Genomic DNA, 22,275 nt, shown 5'->3' on the forward strand with positions numbered 1-22,275 from the left:
TGATGCACTCAGGTGCCTGCCTCGGCACCGCGAAACCCCGTCGCAACCACAAATTTCTCTGAACTGTCGGACCGCGATGCAGGTGGTTTGACGTTCGCCACCTTGGCAAACCGCTGTTTCAGCAGCTTTTGCAAGCTGCCCTCGGCCCCGCCCGCCAACACCTTGGCGACAAATGTGCCGCCATCTTCGAGCACGTCAAACGCGAAATAGGCCGCCGCCTCGCACAGCGAAATGATCCGCAAGTGGTCGGTCTGTTTGTGCCCCGAGGACGCGGCCGCCATGTCCGACATCACCACATCGGCCTTGCCGCCAAGCCATTCCTTGACCTTGAGGTCCGCGTCATCTTCCATGAAGTCAAGCTGGTGCAACTCGCACCCCGCAATCGGTTCCATTTCCTGCAAATCCACGCCCAGAATCGTGCCAACGGCCTTGCCCGAGCGTTCGCTCAGCGCATTGACCCGTTTGACAGCCACCTGACACCACCCCCCCGGAGCAGCCCCAAGGTCGACAACCCGCGCACCGGGCACGAGGAACCGAAACTTGTCGTCCAGTTCGAGGATCTTGTAAGCGGCACGGCCGCGATAGCCTTCGGCCTGGGCCCGTTTCACATAGGGGTCGTTCAACTGGCGTTGCAGCCAGCGGGTAGAGGACAGTTTGCGCCCGCGCGCACTCTTGACCTTGACCTTCAACTCGCGCTGGCCACGCCCGGATGTGTTCTTGCCTGTCGGGGTCTTGCCCACGATGTGCCGCCTTTCGCATATCAGGCACCCGCCCTACACCGGGGCGCGCACCGCTTCAAGTCAGACCGATTGTTCCTCAAGCACGCCGTCCGCGCTCATCTGCGCATAAAGCAGCCCCTCGCGCAGGCCCCGGTCCGCCACCGAAAGCCGGTCGGTCGGCCAGCAACGCATGAGCGCCTGCAAGATCGCGGCCCCCGACATGATTAGCGCATGCCGATCCGAGCCGATGCGTGGGTCGGCCCGCCGCCCGCCCGGCCCCATGCTCAGGTAGGAGCGGATCACCGCATCAATCTGCTCGGACGTCATACGCAGCCCATCGACCTTGGTGCGGTCATAGCGTTTGAGGCCCAGATGCGAGGCCGCGACGGTTGTCACCGTTCCGGACGTGCCCACGATCTGAAATCGCTCGGTCAGTTCGGTGTCATGATAGGGGGCGAAATCGGCGAGGTTTTCTTCGAAATACCAGCTCATCAGCGCGAACCGGGCGGCATCGTCCTCAACATCGTTGAACTGTTCGCGCAAGGTTGCAACCCCAAGGGGCACGCTGATCCAGTCGACCACGCGCGCCTCGGGAATATTCGTCACCGCCTGCACGAAGCCGGAATGCAGGCGCATGATCGCTTGGGGGCGGTCCGGTCCGGGCACACGGGACAGGTCAATCCAGACCAGTTCGGTCGATCCGCCCCCGATATCAACCACCAGCAGGTTCTCTGTCTTGGGGCTGACCAGCGGCGCACAGGAGATCACGGCCAGCCGCGCCTCTTCCTCGGTTTCGATGATATCAAGGCGCAGGCCGGTTTCGCGGTGCACCCGGTTGATGAAGTCCCTGGCATTGGCGGCGCGCCGACAGGCCTCGGTCGCCACCAGCCGCATGCGCTGGACGTTGTGGCGTTTCAGCTTTTGCTGACAGATCCGCAGCGCCTGCACCGTGCGCGTCATGGATCCCCGCGACAACAGCCCCGAGCGTTCAAGCCCCAGCCCCAACTGCACCGATTTCGAGAAACTGTCGACAACGTGAAACCCCGCGCCTCGCGGCTCGGCGATCAGCATACGACAACTGTTCGTGCCCAGATCCAGCGCGGCATAAAGCTCGGGCGATCCTGGGGCACGCGGCACGGGCTGGGACAGATGCGGCCTGTCCCGCTTTTGTTGCGCGCCCGCACCATGGGGACGCTTTGGCGCCATCTTGATGCGCCTTTCATATCGAGTTGTCTTGACGATATGGGCTACGCGCAATCCGCGCAAGTGGCTTCATCTATTGTGACATAGACTGCCCGCCGGGCTGATATTCTTTATGAACCCTTTGACGTTGATCAGGCAGCGCAATCGGCGTTACCCATGCCCGGTCGGTCCCCCTGCCCACTCCCGCGTCGCAACCGTCTTCGCATTTGTCGAAAACAGCCCGCGACGAGCGGGATCTGGCTTGTATGGAGGACCAACCGACCGAGGAGGAATCAGATGCCTGACGTCACCATCGTCTACTGGCGCGACATCCCGGCCCAAGTGATTGTGGGCAAGGGCCGCCGTGGCTCAAAGCGGCAACTGCCCGAACGGTTTGAACAGGCCATTGACCGCGCCGCAATGAAGGTGAACGCCAAGGATGCGGATGCCTATCTGGCTGAGTGGCGCAAGGCGGACCCCTATCCGATGGAGGGCGAGCCTGATGCCGTCGCTGACGCCGAAGCCACCCGTCTGGACACCGAATATGACACCGCGCGCATCAAGGCGCTGATCGACAACGAAGGCTGGGCCTGACCCACCCGCTCACTGCGAAAGGTGCCGCCATGGCATTGTTGAACTTCAAGAAAGACGACGGCCCCCTGCCCGGCACCCTGTCCCCCGAGGTCGAGGCATTTCTGGACGGCTATTCCATCGAGGTGATGCCGCGCACGGCCGAAAAGGTTGCTGATTTCCGCGCGCTTCTGCCTGTGGGCACCCGCGTCTACATCGCCCATATCGAAGGCACCCCGATCGAGGATATGGTGGCCACTGCCAAGCGCCTCAATGCCGAAGGCTTCCCGGTGATGCCCCACTTCCCGGCCCGCATCATCAAGGACACCGCCACCCTGAAAGACTGGATTGCTCGCTATCAGGGTGAGGCGAATGTGGATCAGGCCCTTTTGCTGGCGGGTGGCGTCGATCAGCCTCACGGTGATTTTCACAGCTCCATGCAGTTGATGGAAACCGGGGCCTTTGATGCTGCCGGGTTCAAGCACCTGCATGTTGCAGGCCACCCCGAAGGCAACAAGGATATCGACCCCACCGGCGGCACCGCCATGGTTGACGAGGCGCTGCGCTGGAAACAGGATTTTGCCAATCGCACCGACGCCAAGATGGCGATTGCCACGCAGTTCGCGTTTGAGGCGGCGCCGATTATCGCCTGGGCCGACAGCCTCAAGGCTGCGGGCATCGACCTGCCCATCCATATCGGCATCGCAGGTCCCGCCAAGTTGCAGACCATGATCAAGTTCGCCATCGCCTGCGGTGTCGGTCCGTCCCTCAAAGTGCTGCAAAAGCGGGCCAAGGATGTGACCAAGCTGTTGTTGCCGTTCTCCCCCGCCGAGGTGATCTCGGATCTGGCGGCGCACAAGGCGGCCAACCCCGGTTTCAACATCGCCCAGGTCCATTTCTTCCCCCTTGGCGGCATCAAGACCAACGCCCATTGGGCCATCGAAAACGGGGGCCGCGCCGCGGTCCCGGCCAACGCCTAAAAGGACTGCCCATTCATGGTACGCACCATCGTCGAATCCAAATCCAAGACGGCCGTGATCGGCTTTGACCAGCCTTTTGCCGTGATTGGAGAGCGGATCAACCCCACCGGGCGCAAGGTCCTGAACGAAGAGCTGGAGCGCGGCGATTTCTCTCGCGTTGAGGCCGATGCGATTGCGCAGGTGGCCGCAGGGGCCACGATCCTCGACATCAACTCAGGGGCCGTGTTCTCAAACAAAATGGCCGAAGACCCGCGCTATGCCGACAACAACTTTGTCGAACCCACCTTGATGAAAGAGCTGGTGGAACGCGTGCAGGCCGTCACCGATTGCCCGCTTTGCATCGACAGCTCGGTCCCCGGTGCGCTTGAAAATGGTCTGGCTGCCGCCGAGGGGCGCCCCCTGCTCAACTCCGTCACCGGTGAAGAAGAGCGCCTTGATCTGGTCCTGCCCCTCGTCAAGAAATACAACGTCCCCGTTGTCGCAATTTCCAACGACGACACCGGCATTTCCGAGGACCCCGACGTGCGCTTTGCCGTCGCCAAGAAGATCGTGGAACGCGCTGCCGATTTCGGCATTCCGGCCCATGATATCGTCGTTGATCCGCTTGTGATGCCGATTGGAGCCATGGGCACGGCGGGTTTGCAGGTGTTCACCCTTGTGCGCCGTCTGCGTGAAGAATTGGGGGTCAATACGACCTGTGGTGCCTCCAACATCTCCTTTGGCCTGCCCAACCGCCATGGCATCAACAACGCCTTTCTTCCGATGGCGATGGGCGCGGGCATGACCTCTGCCATTATGAACCCTGTTGCCCTGCCCGTTGGCCCCACCAAGATCGCAGAAAAGCGCGCAGAGATCGAGGCCGCGGGGATTATCCTGCCCGAGGGCATGGACGATGAGGCACTGGTGCAGATGTTCGGTCTTGGCTCCACCAAACCCCGTGCAGGCAAGGAAATGGAAGCGATCCGCGCCGCCAATTTCCTGACCAACAATGACGAGGGTGGCGGCGAGTGGATCAAGTTCAACCGGATGCCCCCCAAGGCCGGTCAGGAAGGACGCGGCCGGGCGGGTCGCAGTGGCGGTCGTCGACGCGGCTAGGTCATCGTTAGTTAAAATTATTGAAACCCGCGCTTGGATCGAGCGCGGGTTTTTTTGTGCGCTTTACGCCACCTTAACACAGCGTCCGCTACACCGATGACGACTTGGTTTTTGGCGAAAGGTCGGTCTGTTGAAACCGTATTTTGTGTGGGTGCGTGTGCCCTATGTCTGACGTGGTGGTGCTGCCTGCCCGGCTGGATGTGACAGGTGTGGGGGATGTGCATGCGCATCTGCGCGCTGTTGCTGCGGGCGGTGTGGTTCGCGTGGATGCGTCAAATGTGACCCATATGGGGGCACTGGGCGCGCAATTGCTGCTCAGCGCGGGTAAGACGGCGCGCGATGCTGGTGGGGGTCTCGACCTCGTCCATGTGTCGGCGCGCGCTCTGGACCAACTGGCCGACATGGGGCTGACCCCGGAGAATTTGATGGAGGGTGCGACATGAATCTTGAAGTTCTGGCTGTGGATGACAGCCGCACAATGCGCGACATGATCCGACTGGCGCTCGAACCTGCCGGATTTCGGGTTCATACCGCAGATGATGGCGTGCACGGGACCGAAGTGTTGGCCGGCATCACACCCGACGTGATCATCACAGATATCAATATGCCCCGGATGGATGGGTTCGGATTTATTGACGCGGTGCGCGACCAAATCGGGCATCGAACAACCCCCATTCTGGTTCTGACGACCGAAGCGGCCCCTGAACTGAAAATGCGCGCCCGCGCAGCGGGTGCAACGGGCTGGATTGTAAAACCATTTGATCCGTCGAAACTGGTCAAAGCGCTACAAATGGTTGCCGGATAGGATCATCAGATGACCATGCCCGATCCCATGGCAGAAATCAGGGCCTCTTTCTTTGTCGAATGCGATGAATTGCTTGAGGCGATGCAGGATGGTCTGCAAGCCATGGAAGACGGCACAGATGATGCCGAAACGATCCATGTGGTCTTTCGCGCAGTTCACTCGATCAAAGGCGGGGCTGGCGCGTTTGGCCTTGAGGCGTTGGTGCGCTTTTCGCACCGCTACGAAACGGTCCTCGACAGGGTGCGCAGCGGTGATCTTGGTGTTGAGGCCGGGCTGTTGAAGCATTTCTTCCGCGCAGCAGACCACCTGTCAGACCTTGTGCGTGCAAGCCGGGACGAAATCAAGGTCCCGTCCGGCGCAGGTGAGGCCATATTGGCAGAACTGAACGCGCATATCGGGGCGGATGTGACCCCGGACGAGGTCGAGCCCGAGATCGAGTTTCAGCCCACGGGCCTGACCCTCGATCTTGATGTCGACCTGCCACCTTTGAACGACCCGCCGCGGGCACCGCAGTTCAAGATCTGCTTTACCCCCGATGCCGAGATGTTTGACACGGGCAATGATGTCTTTCCGATCCTGCGGTCTGTGGCGGCTTTGGGCGCATGCGATATCCGATGTGATACGGCGCGGGTGCCCGCACTGTCCGACATTGTGCCGGAAACGTCATACCTGTCATGGACGATTCTGCTGACAAGCGATGTGGACGAGGCCGAAGTCGCCTCCGTCTTTGAATTCGTCGAAGGGCTTTGCAAGCTGCGCATTGAACGGGTCGCAGGTTCAGACACCGCAGACGCCCCCCCTCCGCCGCCCCTTGCGGACGAGGATGTTAGCCGCCTCCCTGAGCCTGAAGCTGACAGGCCCAAAATCGAACAGCCCCCACAGCGCACCGCACCTGCAGCCACAAAGTCAGTGGTGCGCGTAGATCTGGATCGTATCGAACGCCTAGTCAATCTGGTCGGCGAGCTGGTGATCAATCAGGCGATGCTGGCCCAAAGCCTGCAAAGCGCCGGATTGTCTCCGCACTCGAATGCAATGAACGGACTGGAGGAATTTCAGCGTCTCACGCGCGATATTCAGGACAGCGTGATGATGATCCGGGCTCAGCCCGTCAAACCGCTGTTTCAACGGATGTCCCGCATCGTGCGCGAGGCGTCCACAGCCGTGAACAAGGATGTGCGACTGATCACGGACGGCGAAACCACCGAGGTCGACAAAACAGTGATCGAACGGCTTGCCGATCCGCTGACCCATATGATCCGAAATGCCGTTGATCACGGGCTGGAGCCGACACATGAACGCCTGGCAAATGGCAAAGCCGCCCAGGGGCATGTGACACTCAGCGCCGCGCATCGCTCGGGTCGCGTGATCATCGAGGTCAGCGACGATGGTGGCGGCATAAATCGGCCCCGTGTCCTGCAAGTCGCGATGGACAAGGGGTTGATACCCCCGGATGCGGTCTTGTCAGAAAGTGAGATCGACAACCTCCTGTTTTTACCCGGATTCTCGACGGCTGACACGGTGTCTGACTTATCGGGGCGCGGTGTCGGGATGGACGTGGTGCGCACAGCGATCCAATCCCTTGGGGGGCGTATTTCGATCACCTCGACCCCCGATCTTGGCACGACATTTTCGATTTCGCTGCCTCTCACACTGGCCGTACTGGATGGCATGGTCATAGAAGTCGCAGGCGAAACGCTGGTCCTGCCGCTGAACGTGGTTGCGGAGACTGTGACGCTGTCAGCAAGCACCCTTGACGCAGTCCAGCCGGGGCTGGATGTGGTGCGGGTCCGGGGTGGGCTGGTGCCCTTGTTCGACCTTGGCTACCTCCTTGGCTACCGCGCGCGCAAAGACAGCTATATCGACGGCGTTGCGTTGCTGATTACCCATGATGATGGCTCCCAGGGCGCGCTTGTCGTGGACGAGATCCAAGATCAACGCCAGGTCGTGATCAAGGGACTGGACGACACATTTTACCGCGCACCCGGCATTGCCGCCGCAACCATCCTTGGCGATGGGCAGATAGCCCTGATCCTGGACCCGTCAGACATTATTGCCCAGGCGGGCGATCCCCCGCACAACAGATCCCAAAAGACGCGAATGGAGGCATAAGATGGAAGAGCCGCAAACATCCCAGTCCGTGGAGCTCCTCACGTTCGAGTTGGGAGAGCACGAATACGCCCTTGATATAATGTGCGTGCGCGAAATTCGGGGCTGGGCCAAGGCCACTCCCCTGCCCCATGCGCCCAGCTTTATGCGCGGCGTGATAAACTTGCGCGGGGCGGTTTTGCCGGTGATGGATTTGGGGGAACGATTGGGCCTGCCGACCCGCCCGCATTGCGATCGCAATGTAATCATCGTCGTCAGTTTCAAAGAGACAATGACGGGTCTTTTGGTCGATGCGGTGTCTGACATCATTGCCTTGTCGCCGGACGCCTTGCAGCCCCCCCCGGATGCCGCCAACTATGGTGCCCAAACGGTCGTGAAGGCGCTGACCCTTATCGAAGATCGCATGATCCGGGTGCTCGACCTGAACAATATCGTCGTCCTTTCCCAGGGCGAGGCCGCCTGATGAGCACTGATCTCGGATATGCGCGGCTGAGCGAGGCGACCTTTGATGCGATTGCCGCTCTGACCTACCGCGAAAGCGGGCTAAAGCTCGTGCCCGAAAAAATTCTTTTGGTGCAGTCAAGGTTACGCCATCGGCTTCGCGCGTTGGATATCAGCAACTTTGATCACTATTGCGACCTCGTGAAATCAAGGCAGGGCTGGGATGAGCGACGCTACATGATCTCTGCCTTGACCACAAATGTGTCCCATTTCTTTCGGGAATCTCATCACTTTGACCTCTTGTCAAAGCAACTTGTGCCGAAATTGACGGATCATCTTGAAGCCGGTCAACGCATCCGCATTTGGTCCGCCGGGTGTTCGAATGGTCAGGAACCCTATTCGATAGCCATGCATCTGCTAGGCGTTGAACCGCGCCTGGCCGATGCGGATTTCAAGATACTGGCAACGGATATCGATCCCAACGTCATCGGGTTTGCCCGGCGTGGACAATATGATGCCCGTCAATCCGCAGAAATCCCGGATGAGACTCGAGTGCGTTTTCTGGAGCCGCGCGGGACGGGTTTGACCCCGATCAGGATACCGGATGAGGTGAAGACCCACGTCGTATTTCACGAACTCAATCTGTTGACCGACTGGCCGATGAAACATGCTTTTGATGCGATTTTTTGCCGGAATGTCGTCATCTACTTTGACCTTGAAACGCAGCGCCGCCTGTGGCCCCGGTTTGAGCGTGCCCTGAAGCCGGATGGTCAGTTCTTTTTGGGTCATTCCGAACGCATTACCGATGCTGCCGCATATGGGTTCAAATCAATCGGCCCCACCGCATATGCCAAAACCGGAACCCGCGTATGAATTTCAGATTGGAAGAATAATCATGGCCCTTCGAGATCAAATTCGCATCATGGTGGTGGATGACATGTCCACCAGCCGCGGCATTATCACTCAAAGCCTTGATGGCATGGGAATCCGCCACGTCTCCACCGCGGAGGATGGGGCGGATGCATTGCGCACCTTCGCAGCCCACCCGGTGCACTTGATCATTTCCGACTACAACATGCCAAATATGGACGGGTTGAAGTTGCTGCATCATCTGCGCAGTGGGCCCCGGACCAAGGGAGTGGGATTCATTTTGATCACCGGGCGGGCCGAACAGCAGATCATTGATCATGGTCAGAAACTGGGCATGAACAATTATTTGAAAAAGCCATTTCAACCCGCCGATCTGCGCAAGTGTATCGAGACGGTTGTGGGCCCGCTTTGATGTCTGTGAGGTCAGCAGATCATTCACGCGACAGCATGACCCTGTTGAACATGGCCGCACATCTGAATGTGTTGGCGGCGAATGTCACTGAGATCGAGAATGTGCTCGTGGTCGCTGTGCAAAACACCTCGGTCGAAACACCAGACATAGTGCATCTGCAAAAATTTGATGCGATTGGTCAATCGCTCAGGGATTTGTCGCGGCTCGCTACCGCATTGGCCGCAACGGGACATGGGCGCGAGGCGGCGCTGAACGCGTTGGTTCTGGAAAGTACACGCTTGCTGATTGACGCACCTGTCTCAACCTTGCGGCCCAGTTCGGGTGTGGTCGATTTGTTTTGAGGTTTGATGCGGCCGCGCGCCCACCTTTAGGGCCAAACGCAGTTGGTGAGCCTAAAACAGCTCCAGCCCATGGGTCGGCGGATGTGGCGGCTTCACCTCAACGTCATTCACACGGGTATTGGTCAGCTTTTGCATCACCCGACCGCTCGCGGGCCAAAATCGCAAATTGCGCGCCTGTGTGCCACCCAAGGACTGCGTCACAAGCGGGATCCGTTCCTGCGACAGATAGGATACGGCAAATTCGGCATTTTCCGCCCCGATATCGGACAATCCCGATATCATCCGGGCACCGCCAAAGACCTTGGCTTTCAGCCGATCACGCTGCGCGCCCAGCTTGATCAGATCGTTGATCAAAATTTCCATTGCGTTGATCCCAGACAGGGTAGGCGCTGTGCTGCCATCGGTGCCATTTGCCAGCAATATATGGTTCATGCCCCCGACACCGACCTTGGAATCCCACAAGCAGCAGGACACGCATGACCCCAGCAATGTAACAATGACAAGGTGATCGGTGCTCCCGACCGCATGTTCACCTTGCGTGATATAGATGCGTTGTTGCGACGTCATATGGTTACCTGCCGCAAGCTCCCGCCCTGCATCCGTGACAGGATTTCTGCACCGATGGTGTCAATATCGGCTTCGGCCTCCGATGCGTTCAGCGCGAGCGCCGCTCCCGGCATGCCGTAGATGACACAGCTGTGTCGGGATTGACCCATCGTGCGTCCGCCGCTTCGACGCAACGCCAACATGCCTTTGGCCCCGTCACTGCCCAACCCGGTCAACAGAAGGGCCCCGACCTGACGCCCCCACGCCGTGGAGGATGCAAACAGGACATCAATCGATGGGCAAAAGCTGTGCGCGTCGCTGCGCGCAATTTCCTGAATGTGCCAGGCGTTGCTATACCAGGTGACACAGGTCTGGACGCCAGCAGACGGGGCGATGCGGATATCGCCCGGTGCCAACCGCATGCGATTGCGTGTGAAATCAACACGGTGCGGCCCAATCCGGTCAAGGCGTCGCACAAAGCTCTCAAGAAAGCTTTGAGGCATGTGCTGCGCGATCACGATGGGGGGAATATCATCGGGCAGACGTGCAAGCAGCCTCTCAATCGCGGGAACCCCGCCCGTCGATGCGCCGACCAAAAGGATCTTGTCGTGATAAACGCTCTGATCTGCGCCCTGCGCCTGCTGAGAATGACCATGAGCCGCGGCAAAGACGCTGTCGCACAGGGCCGCCATAGACTCCGGTGTCGGCAGAGTCGGTTTTGGCACGCAGGCCAAGGCCCCTATTGCCAGTGCGCGTCTGACCAATGCGCTGTCGGGGCTTACGGATGAGGCCAGCATGACGACCGGCATCGGCCGCAACCGCATCAGGTGGGCCAGAAATTCTATACCGTTCATTCCCGGCATTTCAATATCCAGGGTCAGCACATCCGGGTTCGTCGCCTTGATGAGCGCGCGCGCTTCGCTCGCAGAGCCTGCAACGCCGACAACCTCCAACCTCGGGTCCTTGGACAAGACGCTGCGCAACCAGCGTTGCATCGTAGTTGAATCGTCCACAACGACGACGCGCATAGGCGTCTTATCTGATCCCGGCGGGGCCATCAGATCAAACGCAAGCGCATGACATATGCCATGCACAACTGCTTATATTTGCCTGTACGATTACGTGGCCACACCATCAACTTTGCCTGCGAAAGCCCTGTTTCCCCAAGGCACTCTATAGCCGCAAGTGTGAAGGTCGCCTTAATTGCAAGGGTCAACCACACGGCGGCGGTTGACCCTGATCGTCAGGCTTGCACGGCCTTCATAAACCGATCCTTGATCACCACCGGATCCATCGTGATGACCGGCAGCTTGATGTTGCCGCTGTCGCATTTCACCACGATCACGGTCATCTTCTTACTGTGGAGTGCAGCTTGCAAGGTCGCCCCGGTGTCCACGTCCTTGCAGGTCACCACGTTCTCGCAGCCACAGGCCGCCGCAACCGCTTCAAGCTTGGTCTTCTTGCCCGCATAGGTCGGTTGATCGCCGGTTGAACCATAAGAGCCGTTGTCGATGATCATCAGGATGTAATTGTCGGCCACATTGTTGGCGATGGTCGGTAAGGTCCCCAGATTGGTCAGCACCGACCCGTCCCCATCGATAGAGATAACGGTCTTGTCCTGGGCCAGGGCAAGCCCCAGACCGATGGAAGAGGACAACCCCATCGTCCCGAGCATGTAGAAATTCGTGGGCTGGTCATCGATCATGTGCAGCTCCTGGCTGGGCAGACCGATGTTACACACGACCAGATGGTCGCGAAGGATGGGCGCGATCTCGCGCAGGATTTCAGAACGGATCATTGGTCGCCATAGCCTCCCCAGAAATTGGCGTCCGTCAGGATCGCCACGGGTTTGTTGCACATGAATGTGTATTTCAGGATCATATCCAGCTCGTCCACGTCGGACTGTTTGTGGAAGTGATAGGTGGGGATGTTCATCTGTGCCAGCAGCGCCTTGGTGTGCACGGCCATCTCGACCTGGCAGGCGACAGGTTCGCGCAGTTCTCCGCGATAGGAGATCAGCATGGGCAGCGGCATCCGGTAATACTGGATCAGCGTGGCCAGCGTGTTGATCGTGACCCCGATGGCAGTGTTCTGCATGATGATGGCGGGGCGCTTGCCGCCCATCCAGGCCCCTGCGCACAGGCCCATGCCCTCGTCTTCCTTGTTGGAGGGGATGTGGAAAATCTCGTCGCGCGCCTCGATCTCGTCAATGACCCCGGCCAGTTGCTTGCACGGCACGGTGGTCACGAACGAGACGCCATTGGCGACCAGATCGTCCGTGATCTTCTTGTCTATACTCATCTTTTGGGCGTCTCCGGTTTGATTGAAAAAGATATGACCACGGTTGTCAGGGCCACGGATGCAGGACGATTTTGGGGGCCGCAACCCGGCCTGCGCGCAAGTCGGCAAAGGCCTTGGCCCCTTGGGACAGATCGCGCTTTTCTGTCCAATCCAGCGCGCCGAGCCGTCCGTCAAAGATGGCCGCTGCCGTGTCGCGAAAATCCTGTGCAGTGTAGGTATAGGTGCCGATAAAGGTGATTTCCTGCAAGGTCATGCGCCGGATATCCAGCCCGCCAAGGTCCTCACCAAGCCCGATATGCAGGATCACCCCCCCCGGTTCACATAACGCCGATGCTGTGGAGCGCGTCGCGGCATAACCAACCGCGTCAATCACAAGGCCATAGGCCCCCTCGCCCGCGGGCACCGCATTTTCCCCGCAGCAATTTGTCAGAAAGTCACGCCGCGCCGCGTTGGGTTCGGCGATTGTGACATCCACAAGCCCCTGCGCCTTGAGCGCAAGCGATGCCGCCAGCCCAATCGCCCCACCCCCAAGCACCAGCGCGCGGCCGGTGGCACCGGGATGCAGTGTCTCAAGCCCCAATCGCGCCGCATGCCAGCTGACAGCCAGCGGTTCGGCCAAAGCCGCCTTGTCCAGATCGATGCCGTCCGGCACCGTCACCAGATTGTCCGGGCGCATCGCAACGAATTGCGCAAACGCACCTTCGCGCGGCGGCATCGAGATGATCATACGCTCAGGGCACAGGTTCTCGCGACCCGAGCGACAGGCCGGACATGTCCCGCAATTGACCAGCGGATTGATCGTGACCCGTTCGCCATTGCGCGCGCCACCTTCGATCACGCCTGCGGCCTCATGCCCGAGGATCAGTGGCGCAGGTCGGCGCGCATCATGGCCAAGATAGGCGTGCATGTCCGAGCCGCAGATGCCCGACGCCATGACCCGCACAAGCTCTTGCCCCGGAGCAGCAACCGCATCGGCAACATCCACATAGCCAAGCGTTTCCACGCCCTGATAAACCAGCGCCTTCATCGCTTGACCGCTCCACCGGGTTCAGCACGCTTACTCATCGGCGGACAAATCAAAGTTTTCGCCGGGAAAGTATTTCGCCAGCCGCACATCTGCCGCACGGGCGTGCCCTTCCATCCCTTCAAGGCGCGAGATGCGCGCGGTGGCTTCCGCCACAGGTTTGGACCCTTCGCGCGTGGCGCGCTGCCATGTGACGATCTTCATGTATTTATGCACCGACAGACCGCCAGTATAGCCCGCAGCCCCGGAGGTGGGCAACACGTGGTTGGTGCCAGACGCCTTGTCCCCATAGGACACGGTCGTCTCTTCGCCCAGAAACAGCGAGCCATAGCAGGTCAGCCGGTCCAGCCACCAGTCCAGATCATCGGCCTGCACGGTGAGGTGTTCAGGGGCGTAGTCATCCGAACAGGCCGCCATCTCTTCGCGGTCGGCGCACACAATCACCTCGGCATAGTCGCGCCAGGCGGCAAAGGCATTCTCGCGGTTCAATTCGGGCAGATCGTCGATCAGGCCGGGCACCATGTCCATGACGGTTTCGGCCAGGGCCTGATCATCGGTGACCAACCAGACGGGCGAGTTGTATCCATGTTCGGCCTGAGACACCAAATCCGTTGCCACGATCAGCGGATCCGCCGTCTTGTCCGCCAGAACAAGGCTGTCCGTGGGGCCCGCGATCATATCGATGCCCACACGCCCAAACAGGATACGCTTGGCTTCGGCCACGAACTGGTTGCCGGGTCCGACAAGGATGTTCGCCTTTGGCAGTCCGAACAGCCCGAAGGTCATCGCCGCAACACCCTGCACGCCGCCCATCGCCAAGATCTTGTCCGCACCGCAGATATGGGCCGCATAGATTATGGCCGGGGCCACGCCGACGCCGGGGCGCGGGGGCGAGCACGCCGTGATGTGCTTGCAGCCCGCCACTTTGGCGGTGGTCACCGTCATAATGGCCGACGCGATATGGCTGTAGCGTCCACCGGGCACATAACACCCTGCCGCATCCACCGGGATCGCCTTTTGACCTGCGATCAGACCCGGCACAACCTCGACCTCGAAATTGGCAACGGTGCTTTTCTGGGCTTGGGCAAAGGTGCGCACGTTCTCATGGGCAAACCGGATGTCGGCCTTCAACTTGTCGGACACTTGCGCGCACGCAGCTTCGATCTCGGCCGCGCTCAGCACGACGGCACCCTCATAGCGATCAAACTTTGCCGCATAGTCCAGCGCCGCCGCATCACCGCCCTTTTCGATATCCGAAAGAATGCCGGTGACAATTTCGCTTACATCGGACGCACCGGATTGGGCGGTAAGAGTTGCTTTCTTGAGGTATTGGCGTGCCATAGATGATCAAATCCCTAAAGTGTACGGGGGCATAGGCCAAATCGGCCCTACGCGTGACCCTAGGTACGCGCGGAGGTGTCCCGCGCGCAAGTGACATGCAGCACGGGAAGATCGGCTTTGAAAACAGTCGATGTGATTTTCATATTTTTGAAATGTGGATGCATTATTGGCTCATTTCGTCTCAATAATACACAACTTCTTACCAGCGACAGTGCCGATCAAACGCTGTGACATCCAAAGTAAGGACGTGGCGAAGTGGTTCAGATAAGGTTCGAACGCAAGCCACCGCGCTCAAGTTTCCGGATGGCATACCGCAAGAAAGAAGATGGCGGACAGACAGGGATTCGAACCCTGGAGACGGTCTCCCGCCTACACACTTTCCAGGCGTGCGCCTTCGACCACTCGGCCACCTGTCCGTTGAGGCGTCTCTATCCAATTGTCGTGGTAAAATGCAAGCCGCAAGATGAAAGAAAACCGCACCGTGACGTCAGCTGTCCAGATGCAGATAGATGCGGCGGTTCATCCGGCCCTTCTTTTCGATCTTGCCGATGCGCAGTGCGCCGATCTCGCCGGTGCGGGCCACATGGGTGCCGCCGCAAGGTTGCAGGTCGATCATGTCGTCGCCGTCCCCGATCCGCACCAGACGGATGCGCCCGGCATTGCGCGGGGGTTGCACGGACAGGGTTTTGACCATGCCGGGGTTCGCATCAAGGTCGGCCCCCGTGATCCAGTCTTCGCTGACCCGCAGATCGGCGGTGACGTGTCCGTTCAACATCTCTTCGAGGCCGTCGCGGTCCTCGGGGGCGTGTTCCATATCGAAATCGAGCCGCCCGCGGGTGGCCCCGATGGACCCGCCCGTCACCCCAAAAGGCAAAGCGACGGATAACAGGTGCAGCGCGCTGTGCACCCGCATGTGACCAAAGCGGCGGTCCCAGTCCAGCACCTGTTCAACCTCGGCCCCGACCGGGGGCAAGGCGCGTGGTTCGGACGGCACCAATATGATGGCCTCGCCGTCGCCCTTGATGGTTGTGGCGATACCCATGTCGGCCCCGTCCCACCGCAGTGCACCGCTGTCACCGGGTTGGCCGCCACCTGTGGGGTAAAAGATACTTTGATCCAGAACGATGCCACCCTCGGTCGTGTGGGCCACAACAGTGGCAGTGGCCTCGCGCTGATAGGCATCCTGTCGGAACAGCATGTCGGTCATCGTGCGTCTCCGTCCGGGTCCATATCGCCGTCGGCGGGCTGAATGATTTCCGGCTCTGTCACGGGCGGTGCGGGTTGAGAGGTGCGCGCATCCCGCGGTTGCAGTGTTTCGGGGTTGCGCAGCCACACATCGCGTTGGGCGAACGGGATTTCGATATCCTCTTCTATGAAGCGGGCGGCGATCTGGTGGTTGACCTCGTTCTTGACGGCCAGCGTCCAGTTCACATCGCGCAGGATCATCCGGATTTCAAAATCCAGACTGTCCGCCCCAAAGCCCATGAACAAGGCCTGCGGGGCCGGGTTGGCCAGCGCCATGGGATGGGCATCGGCGATTTCCTTGAGGATGCGTTCGACGCGACGGGTGTCAGTGCCATAGGCGACACCGACGGGCACGATCACCCGTCCGATGGTATTGCCACGGGTATAGTTCGTGACCGTCCCCGAGATGAGATCGGCGTTGGGTACGATGACATCCGTTCGATCAAAGGTCTCGATCCGGGTCGAACGGACAGAGATCGAGCGGACATATCCCATCTGGCCACCAACCTCGATCCAGTCCCCTTCGGCAATGGGTCGTTCGATCAGCAGGATGATCCCGGACACGAAATTCGACACCACCGTTTGCAGACCAAAGCCGATGCCGACGGACAGGGCACCAGCCACAATCGCAAGGCTCGACAAATCAATGCCCGCCGCCGTGATCGAAATGAGGGCGGCCAGAAAGATACCCACATAGCCAAGACCCGAAATGATAGCCGTCTGCCCGCCGGGATCGATCTTGGTCTTGGGCAGCACCGAGGTGCGCATCGCGCCCTGCACCGCCCGTGTCAGCAGATACCCCAGCACAAACACGATGATCAGCGTGAAAAAGCTGCCCGGTGAGATCGTCATGTCCCCAATTGTCAGGCCACCGCGCACCCGCGTCCACACTTCGGTCAGATCGGTCACCCGCGCGCCCCAGATCAGCGCAAGCAGCGGCAGGGACACCAGCACCAGCACAAAGCTGGCCAGGGTGGGGATCAGGCTGTCACGCGCCCCCTCGCCCGGTCGCACCGCCGCATAAACGTCCCGCACGACGCCCTGCAACAAGGCCACGGTTCCGATCAACGCCAAGGTCAGGATAGTCGGAAAGGTCAGGAACTGGGCCGCTGTCCCGTATCCGAACGCAGCCAGGATCGGGGCCAGGATACCAATTGCAATGACGCTCTGGCCCAGCACTCCAAGGAAACGCGCCGAAAACTGCCGTTCGTTGGAAATCTCGTCGGCTGGCTCTCTCAGCGGGCGTCGCAGCAACCAGCCCATCCGGGCCAGCAACAGCCCGGCCACAAGGATCAGCGGGAATTTCAGAACCGCCGCAACCGCAAGATCATAGCGGTCAAAGTCCGCAAAAACATCCAAAAGGATGAACAGACCGAATACGCCCCCCAGGATACAGGTATAGACGCCCCCCTCGACCCGCCGTTCAGGTGGCAGCTGCAAAGGCGTGGGCACCGCATCGCTGCGTGGGAAAATGCGGCTGGCCAGCCAAAACGCGTAAAACAGCGTCAGCCCAATCGGTTCGAGTGTGTCGAGCAGCAATTGACCACGTTGGCCAAACAACTGGGTGGCCCCAATGGCGCGCACGATTGCAAACAAGCCCAGCATCGGCAGAATGATCTGCCCCAAGGAGACGACAAACCCGGCAATCCCCGCGCCCGAGCGGTGATCGCCCCGCTGGATGCGCACCGCCAACAGCTCGGACCAATGGCGTGACCGCGCCAGCAAAACAAGGCCAACAACCAGAAAGATGATCACAAGCGGCAGGTTGTCCCGCGCATTCGATCGGCGCGACGGGTTTTTCCACGCTTGTGTGACCCCACCGACGATGGCGGCTACGCTTTCGCCCAGGTGGCGGATCGCATCATCCCAATGAACGGGGTTCACCGGCCAGGGGCCCATGTTCAAAAGTTCTTCGGTCTGGCGTTGGCGCAGGATGTCATCGATTTCGGCGATGACCCCATTGGCCCGGCTAAAGGCTTCTTCGGCGGTGCGGCGGGGGGTGCTCAGCCGCTCAAGCTGCGCATTGAGTTCGGCGCGGCGGGCCGCGATCTGGGTGGCTTCCTCGGCCCCTTCCTCGGGTGCGGGACCAAGTGAGACGATTTGTTCGCGCAGCGTTTGCAGGCGGCTGTCATTGGCGCTGAGTTGGGTTTGAAACTGTTGGCGCCACATCGCCACTTCCGAGCGCAGTTCGCTCAACGCCGCATCCGACGCCTGCGCCGCTTCAACAGCCGCTTCAGCGCGCGGGGCAACTTCGCGCCACGCCTCGTAGTCGGGGGTGTCCGATTGCGCCAGCGCCTGGACGGCCCACAGCCCAAAAAACAACGCCGCACACAGGCGCACCATGAAATGTCGCGACATCAAACGTCCTCAAACACGCCGGGAATCGACGAGGCTCCCTGATCCAGCCATTCGGGCACAGGCAATCCCTTCTCTCGCAGGAAGTCGGGGTTGAACAGCTTGGATTGATAGCGCGTGCCGAAATCGCACAGGATCGTCACGATGGTATGTCCCGGACCCAGATCGCGCGCCAGCCGGATCGCTCCGGCCACGTTGACCCCCGAGGACGCCCCCAGACACAGGCCTTCGTGCTGCAAAAGGTCGAACACGATGGGCAGTGCCTCGGCATCGGACACATTGTAGTTGAAGTCAGGTGTCAGCCCTTCAATGTTCTTGGTGATGCGGACCTGTCCGATGCCTTCAGCGATCGAGCTGCCCTCGGTCGCGATCTCTCCGGTGGTGAAATAGCTGTAAAGCCCTGCCCCGTCCGGGTCCGCCAGGCCAATCTTGACGCCCTTGGGTTGCAGGACTTCGGCCACGCCTGCCAAGGTTCCACCCGATCCCACGGCACAGATGAACCCGTCAACCTTGCCGCCCGTCTGTTCCCAAATCTCGGGGCCCGTGGTTTCGATATGGGCGCGGCGGTTGGCGGTGTTGTCGAACTGGTTGGCCCAGATTGCACCGTTTGGTTCGGTTTCAGCAAGTTTTTCGGCCAAACGGCCCGAGTATTTGATGAAGTTATTGATATTTCGATAAGGTGCGGCGGGCACCTGGATCAATTCCGCCCCTGCCAGGCGCAGCATGTCCTTCTTTTCCTGGCTCTGGGTTTCGGGGATCACGATCACCGTCTTGAAACCCATGGAGGCCCCGACGAGCGCCAGACCGATCCCTGTGTTCCCGGCGGTGCCCTCGACAATCGTACCACCCGGACGCAACGCGCCTGAGGCCACCGCGTCCTGAATAATCGACAAGGCGGCGCGGTCCTTGACCGACTGGCCGGGGTTCATAAACTCGGCCTTGCCCAGAATGGTGCAGCCCGTCTCTTCGCTGGCGCGGCGCAGCTTGATCAGGGGAGTGTTTCCAACGGCCGCAGCCAGATCCGGGGCATAGCGCATGACAGCGTTCCTTTTTCAGTTGGTTCAGGTGTAGCGAGGGCGTCAGGCGACCTCAAGCAAAACGGGGTCAGGGGCGGCGGCGCGCGCGCAGTCGGTTTCGGTGATGCGCGAGCCAGTAGATCAGCATGGTCAGGGGCACGTTGCCGATCTGCCCCGTCTCGGCCATGCCCATCAGCGTATCGAATGAAACCAGATGCGAGCGGATGTTTTCGCCCTCCGCTTCTGCGCCGCCAATGCCCGCAACATCATCCGGCAGATCGCAGATGCCGACAAATGTGTGAAAGAAATCCGTGGCGGACCCAGGCGAGGCATAGCCCGCGCCAACCGTTTCCATGTGGTCGAGCACCAGCCCCGCCTCCTCCGCCGCTTCACGGCGCGCGGCCTGTGGGGGCTGTTCGCCAGGATCGACCATGCCTGCGATCGGCTCAAGCTGCCAACAGGCCGGATCATGGCGCCCGATAGGCCCAAGCCGGACCTGCTCAACCAGCAGCACCCGGTCGCGTACCGGATCATAGGGCAGCACAAGGGCAGCATCAAACGCAACAAACACCGCGCGCGTCAGAACCGGCGACATCACCCCGTCAAAGGTCTCGTGGCGCATCCTGATCTCGTCCAGCGCGAAAAAGTCGGAATAGGCGCGCGTGCGCTCGACGATCTCGACCTTGCCGCGCAAGGTGTCGGGGCTGTGGTGACCCGATTGCGCCAATACCCGGCTCCAGGCGCGCGCGCGGATGCGGGGAAAGCGGCGGGCGATCTCTTGCGCGCTGACATGGCCAAAACTGCCCATGACCTCCTCGGCGGCAGCGACGCTCATCTCGGCCCAGTCCTGTTGCCAGCCCACGATATCCCACGGCCCGTCCGACGCCATATGGTGCAGCGGCACATAGACATCCGCCGCCGCGCCGGACTGAAGGGTCAGGCGTTGCAGATCATAGGCAAACCCGGCCTCGTAGTAATCGAGCCGGGCAATATCGTCCGCCGTCAGTCCGCGCACAAGAACGCCCGTAGCGTCGCTGTCGGGATCAACGGACAGCAACGGGTAAGGCCCGTCAACCGCCGCCATGATCCGATGGCCGGGCAACACATCCGGCTTGATATCAAGGTCGCCCGCCACCCGACCCATCACGCATTCCAGCAGCGGCACATGGCGCAACGTGCCGTAAAAGAATATGGATTTCATCAGGTTATCGCCAGTGCCGCGAGGCATGTTCGGCGGCGATCCCGGTCAACACGCCCCCCACCAACAGCGTGGTCCAGATCGGGATGGTCATCATCAGCAAGGCCCACTCCGCCCCGATTTCAAAGATGGAAATCAAGGCCTCGAACGCGCCATCATAGCGGTTGCGCATCGCGATGCGGACCATCTCGTTGCAGGACTGGATGAACAGCGCCCAGAACACCAACACGACGGGGCCCGTCAGGCCCACGTTCACGGCCGAGATCATGCCCCGTCCCGCGCGCCGCCCGATCACGATCCAACCGACAAGTATGCCGACGACCACGTTGACATAGACGAAGATGCCAAAGTTTTTGTCCTCTTCAAACAATGGGGGGATCATACCCGACACGATGAACGCCAGGATCGCCAATCCCAAAGCGGCCACCAATTTGGCTGCGCTAGGCATGACAGTGAACTTTCATCTTTATCCGGGCCGCTTGATTGTGATCTGTGTCACGTCGCAGTTGGCACTTTCAAAGGTCGCCGCGCAAGAGGTCAGGTAAAAATTCCACATCCGGCGGAATCGATCATCAAAGCCCATTTCGGCGATCTGATCCCACTTGTCGTTGAATGTTTCGTGCCAGCGGCGTAGCGAAATGTTGTAGCTTTGGCCGAACTCGACCGAGCGTTCGACCCCAAGCCCTGCGCGCGCGATCTGTTCGCGCAGCACCGTGGGACTGGGCAGCATGCCACCGGGAAAGATGTATTTCTGGATGAAATCCACGCCCCGCTTGTACACTTTCCAGCGCCGATCCTGCACCGTAATGATCTGAAGCGTGGCGTTCTTGCCGGGTTTCAATCGCGCCTTAACCGTCTCGAAATAGACGGGCCAGTATTTTTCGCCCACCGCCTCGAACATCTCGATAGAGGCGATCCCGTCATAGGTGCCGGTTTCGTCGCGATAGTCCTGCAACTTGAAATCAACCAGATCAGAAAGGCCTGCCTTTTCAATGCGCTGTTGGGCGTACTTGAACTGCTCTTCGCTGATGGTCAGCCCCGTCACCTTCAGCCCGCGCTCGCGTGCGGCATATTCCGCAAACCCGCCCCAGCCACAGCCGATCTCAAGGATATGATCGCCGGGCTGTGCGCCCATCTGATCAACCATGCTGGCATATTTGGCGATCTGAGCGGCCTCGTGGCTTTCCTGCCCCGTTTCAAACAGGGCGCTGGAATAGGTCATGGTGTCGTCCAGCCACAGCCCGTAGAAATCATTGCCCAGATCATAGTGATAGCTGATGTTCTTACGCGCCTGATCACGATGATTGCGCTGGAGCCAGAACCGGAATTTCTCGAACTGGCGCACCAGACCCATACCCGGAAAGCCATCGTAGATGTTCTCGTTATCCGCGTGCACAAGGTCCATGAAAGCCTGCAAATCGGGGGTCGTCCACCACTCGTCCAGATAGGCGTCACAAAACCCAAGATCACCTTCGCGGATCAGGCGAGCAAATAAGTCATCGTTGTGGATGTGTACTTCGGCCACCGGGCCGGGTCTTGCCCCTTCGGCACGGAATTGACGGCCATCGGGCAGCACAAAGTCGATTCGACCGGTGTTCATCCCTTGCGACATCGCAAAAACGCGCGCGAAATAGCGCGGCAGACCGCTTTGGCCATCGGTGGTTGTCAGGATCATGCAACTCCCCCGTTCGCATATCGTGTCACGCTAGCTTGACACTTGACTGCGCG

24 protein-coding genes and 1 tRNA gene are annotated in these 22,275 nt (G+C 60.1%); 10 read left to right on the forward strand and 15 right to left on the reverse strand.

All coding sequences use genetic code 11. The features are described from left to right. Positions 1 to 8: 8 nt before the first annotated feature. On the reverse strand, positions 9 to 740 hold the full coding sequence (locus Q0859_RS03885; protein WP_299147736.1) for an RlmE family RNA methyltransferase: 732 nt from the start codon (positions 738 to 740) through the stop codon (positions 9 to 11). Positions 741 to 800: 60 nt separating this feature from the next. After that, the gene (locus Q0859_RS03890) at positions 801 to 1,925 is read right to left on the reverse strand and encodes a Ppx/GppA phosphatase family protein (RefSeq protein ID WP_299147738.1); all 1,125 of its coding nucleotides are present in this window, start codon (positions 1,923 to 1,925) and stop codon (positions 801 to 803) included. 273 nt (positions 1,926 to 2,198) lie between these two features. Here Q0859_RS03890 and Q0859_RS03895 point away from each other — a divergent pair, with 273 nt between their 5' ends. The 10 genes from Q0859_RS03895 (at position 2,199) to Q0859_RS03940 (ending at position 9,521) form a co-directional block, all read left to right on the forward strand. Then, positions 2,199 to 2,495, forward strand: a complete 297-nt coding sequence (locus Q0859_RS03895; protein WP_299147740.1) for a virulence factor — start codon at positions 2,199 to 2,201, stop codon at positions 2,493 to 2,495. A 29-nt stretch (positions 2,496 to 2,524) separates the two neighbouring features. After that, positions 2,525 to 3,451 (forward strand): methylenetetrahydrofolate reductase, encoded by a 927-nt coding sequence (locus Q0859_RS03900; protein WP_299147742.1) that lies wholly within the window; start codon positions 2,525 to 2,527, stop codon positions 3,449 to 3,451. A gap of 15 nt (positions 3,452 to 3,466) precedes the next feature. Next, entirely contained in the window at positions 3,467 to 4,546 is a 1,080-nt protein-coding gene (locus tag Q0859_RS03905) for a methyltetrahydrofolate cobalamin methyltransferase (RefSeq protein WP_299147744.1), read from the forward strand. Between the two features lie 164 nt (positions 4,547 to 4,710). Beyond that, positions 4,711 to 4,989 (forward strand): STAS domain-containing protein, encoded by a 279-nt coding sequence (locus Q0859_RS03910; protein ID WP_299147746.1) that lies wholly within the window; start codon positions 4,711 to 4,713, stop codon positions 4,987 to 4,989. Then, positions 4,986 to 5,351, forward strand: a complete 366-nt coding sequence (locus Q0859_RS03915) for a response regulator (protein WP_299147748.1) — start codon at positions 4,986 to 4,988, stop codon at positions 5,349 to 5,351. Before Q0859_RS03910 ends, Q0859_RS03915 begins: the two co-directional genes overlap by 4 nt. 15 nt (positions 5,352 to 5,366) lie before the next feature. Further along, entirely contained in the window at positions 5,367 to 7,460 is a 2,094-nt protein-coding gene (locus tag Q0859_RS03920; protein WP_299148895.1) for a chemotaxis protein CheA, read from the forward strand. 1 nt (position 7,461) lies between these two features. Continuing rightward, positions 7,462 to 7,920 (forward strand): chemotaxis protein CheW, encoded by a 459-nt coding sequence (locus Q0859_RS03925; protein ID WP_299147750.1) that lies wholly within the window; start codon positions 7,462 to 7,464, stop codon positions 7,918 to 7,920. Then, a complete protein-coding gene (locus tag Q0859_RS03930) occupies positions 7,920 to 8,771 on the forward strand; it encodes a protein-glutamate O-methyltransferase (protein ID WP_299147752.1) in 852 nt (283 codons plus the stop codon). Before Q0859_RS03925 ends, Q0859_RS03930 begins: the two co-directional genes overlap by 1 nt. 22 nt (positions 8,772 to 8,793) lie before the next feature. Then, positions 8,794 to 9,180 carry a response regulator gene (locus Q0859_RS03935; RefSeq protein ID WP_299147754.1) on the forward strand — a complete coding sequence of 129 codons (387 nt, stop codon included), beginning with the start codon at positions 8,794 to 8,796 and terminating at the stop codon, positions 9,178 to 9,180. A 35-nt stretch (positions 9,181 to 9,215) separates the two neighbouring features. Beyond that, complete coding sequence (locus Q0859_RS03940) at positions 9,216 to 9,521, forward strand: hypothetical protein (RefSeq protein ID WP_299147756.1); 306 nt, start codon at positions 9,216 to 9,218, stop codon at positions 9,519 to 9,521. 51 nt (positions 9,522 to 9,572) lie between these two features. On the opposite strand, the gene Q0859_RS03945 is transcribed toward Q0859_RS03940, so the two are convergent. The 13 genes from Q0859_RS03945 to Q0859_RS04005 form a co-directional block, all read right to left on the reverse strand. Then, positions 9,573 to 9,953 (reverse strand): chemotaxis protein CheD, encoded by a 381-nt coding sequence (locus tag Q0859_RS03945; protein ID WP_299147759.1) that lies wholly within the window; start codon positions 9,951 to 9,953, stop codon positions 9,573 to 9,575. Between the two features lie 131 nt (positions 9,954 to 10,084). After that, complete coding sequence (locus Q0859_RS03950; RefSeq protein ID WP_299147761.1) at positions 10,085 to 11,095, reverse strand: chemotaxis protein CheB; 1,011 nt, start codon at positions 11,093 to 11,095, stop codon at positions 10,085 to 10,087. Between the two features lie 215 nt (positions 11,096 to 11,310). Beyond that, positions 11,311 to 11,865: a sulfopyruvate decarboxylase subunit beta gene (gene comE / locus Q0859_RS03955; protein ID WP_299147763.1), complete on the reverse strand. Its 555-nt coding sequence runs from the start codon at positions 11,863 to 11,865 to the stop codon at positions 11,311 to 11,313. Next, a complete protein-coding gene (gene comD, locus Q0859_RS03960; protein ID WP_299147766.1) occupies positions 11,862 to 12,368 on the reverse strand; it encodes a sulfopyruvate decarboxylase subunit alpha in 507 nt (168 codons plus the stop codon). The genes comE and comD overlap by 4 nt, the downstream gene beginning before the upstream one ends. A 46-nt stretch (positions 12,369 to 12,414) precedes the next feature. Continuing rightward, positions 12,415 to 13,395, reverse strand: coding sequence for an alcohol dehydrogenase catalytic domain-containing protein (locus Q0859_RS03965; RefSeq protein ID WP_299147769.1), 981 nt, complete (start codon positions 13,393 to 13,395; stop codon positions 12,415 to 12,417). Between the two features lie 30 nt (positions 13,396 to 13,425). After that, positions 13,426 to 14,733: a histidinol dehydrogenase gene (hisD, locus tag Q0859_RS03970; RefSeq protein WP_299147772.1), complete on the reverse strand. Its 1,308-nt coding sequence runs from the start codon at positions 14,731 to 14,733 to the stop codon at positions 13,426 to 13,428. A gap of 326 nt (positions 14,734 to 15,059) precedes the next feature. Continuing rightward, a tRNA-Ser gene (locus Q0859_RS03975) sits at positions 15,060 to 15,149 on the reverse strand. A gap of 71 nt (positions 15,150 to 15,220) precedes the next feature. Continuing rightward, positions 15,221 to 15,940, reverse strand: a complete 720-nt coding sequence (locus Q0859_RS03980) for an alanyl-tRNA editing protein (RefSeq protein ID WP_299147775.1) — start codon at positions 15,938 to 15,940, stop codon at positions 15,221 to 15,223. Continuing rightward, complete coding sequence (locus Q0859_RS03985) at positions 15,937 to 18,336, reverse strand: DUF3772 domain-containing protein (protein ID WP_299147778.1); 2,400 nt, start codon at positions 18,334 to 18,336, stop codon at positions 15,937 to 15,939. Before Q0859_RS03985 ends, Q0859_RS03980 begins: the two co-directional genes overlap by 4 nt. Beyond that, entirely contained in the window at positions 18,336 to 19,370 is a 1,035-nt protein-coding gene (locus Q0859_RS03990) for a cysteine synthase A (RefSeq protein WP_299147781.1), read from the reverse strand. The genes Q0859_RS03985 and Q0859_RS03990 overlap by 1 nt, the downstream gene beginning before the upstream one ends. 67 nt (positions 19,371 to 19,437) lie before the next feature. Then, positions 19,438 to 20,550, reverse strand: a complete 1,113-nt coding sequence (locus tag Q0859_RS03995; RefSeq protein ID WP_299147784.1) for an NUDIX domain-containing protein — start codon at positions 20,548 to 20,550, stop codon at positions 19,438 to 19,440. Between the two features lie 4 nt (positions 20,551 to 20,554). After that, positions 20,555 to 20,995 (reverse strand): TrgA family protein, encoded by a 441-nt coding sequence (locus Q0859_RS04000; RefSeq protein WP_299147786.1) that lies wholly within the window; start codon positions 20,993 to 20,995, stop codon positions 20,555 to 20,557. A gap of 18 nt (positions 20,996 to 21,013) precedes the next feature. Then, a complete protein-coding gene (locus tag Q0859_RS04005) occupies positions 21,014 to 22,222 on the reverse strand; it encodes a cyclopropane-fatty-acyl-phospholipid synthase family protein (protein WP_299147788.1) in 1,209 nt (402 codons plus the stop codon). Positions 22,223 to 22,275: the final 53 nt, after the last annotated feature.

The organism is uncultured Tateyamaria sp. (genome assembly GCF_947497045.1).
Classification (GTDB): Bacteria; Pseudomonadota; Alphaproteobacteria; order Rhodobacterales; family Rhodobacteraceae; genus Tateyamaria.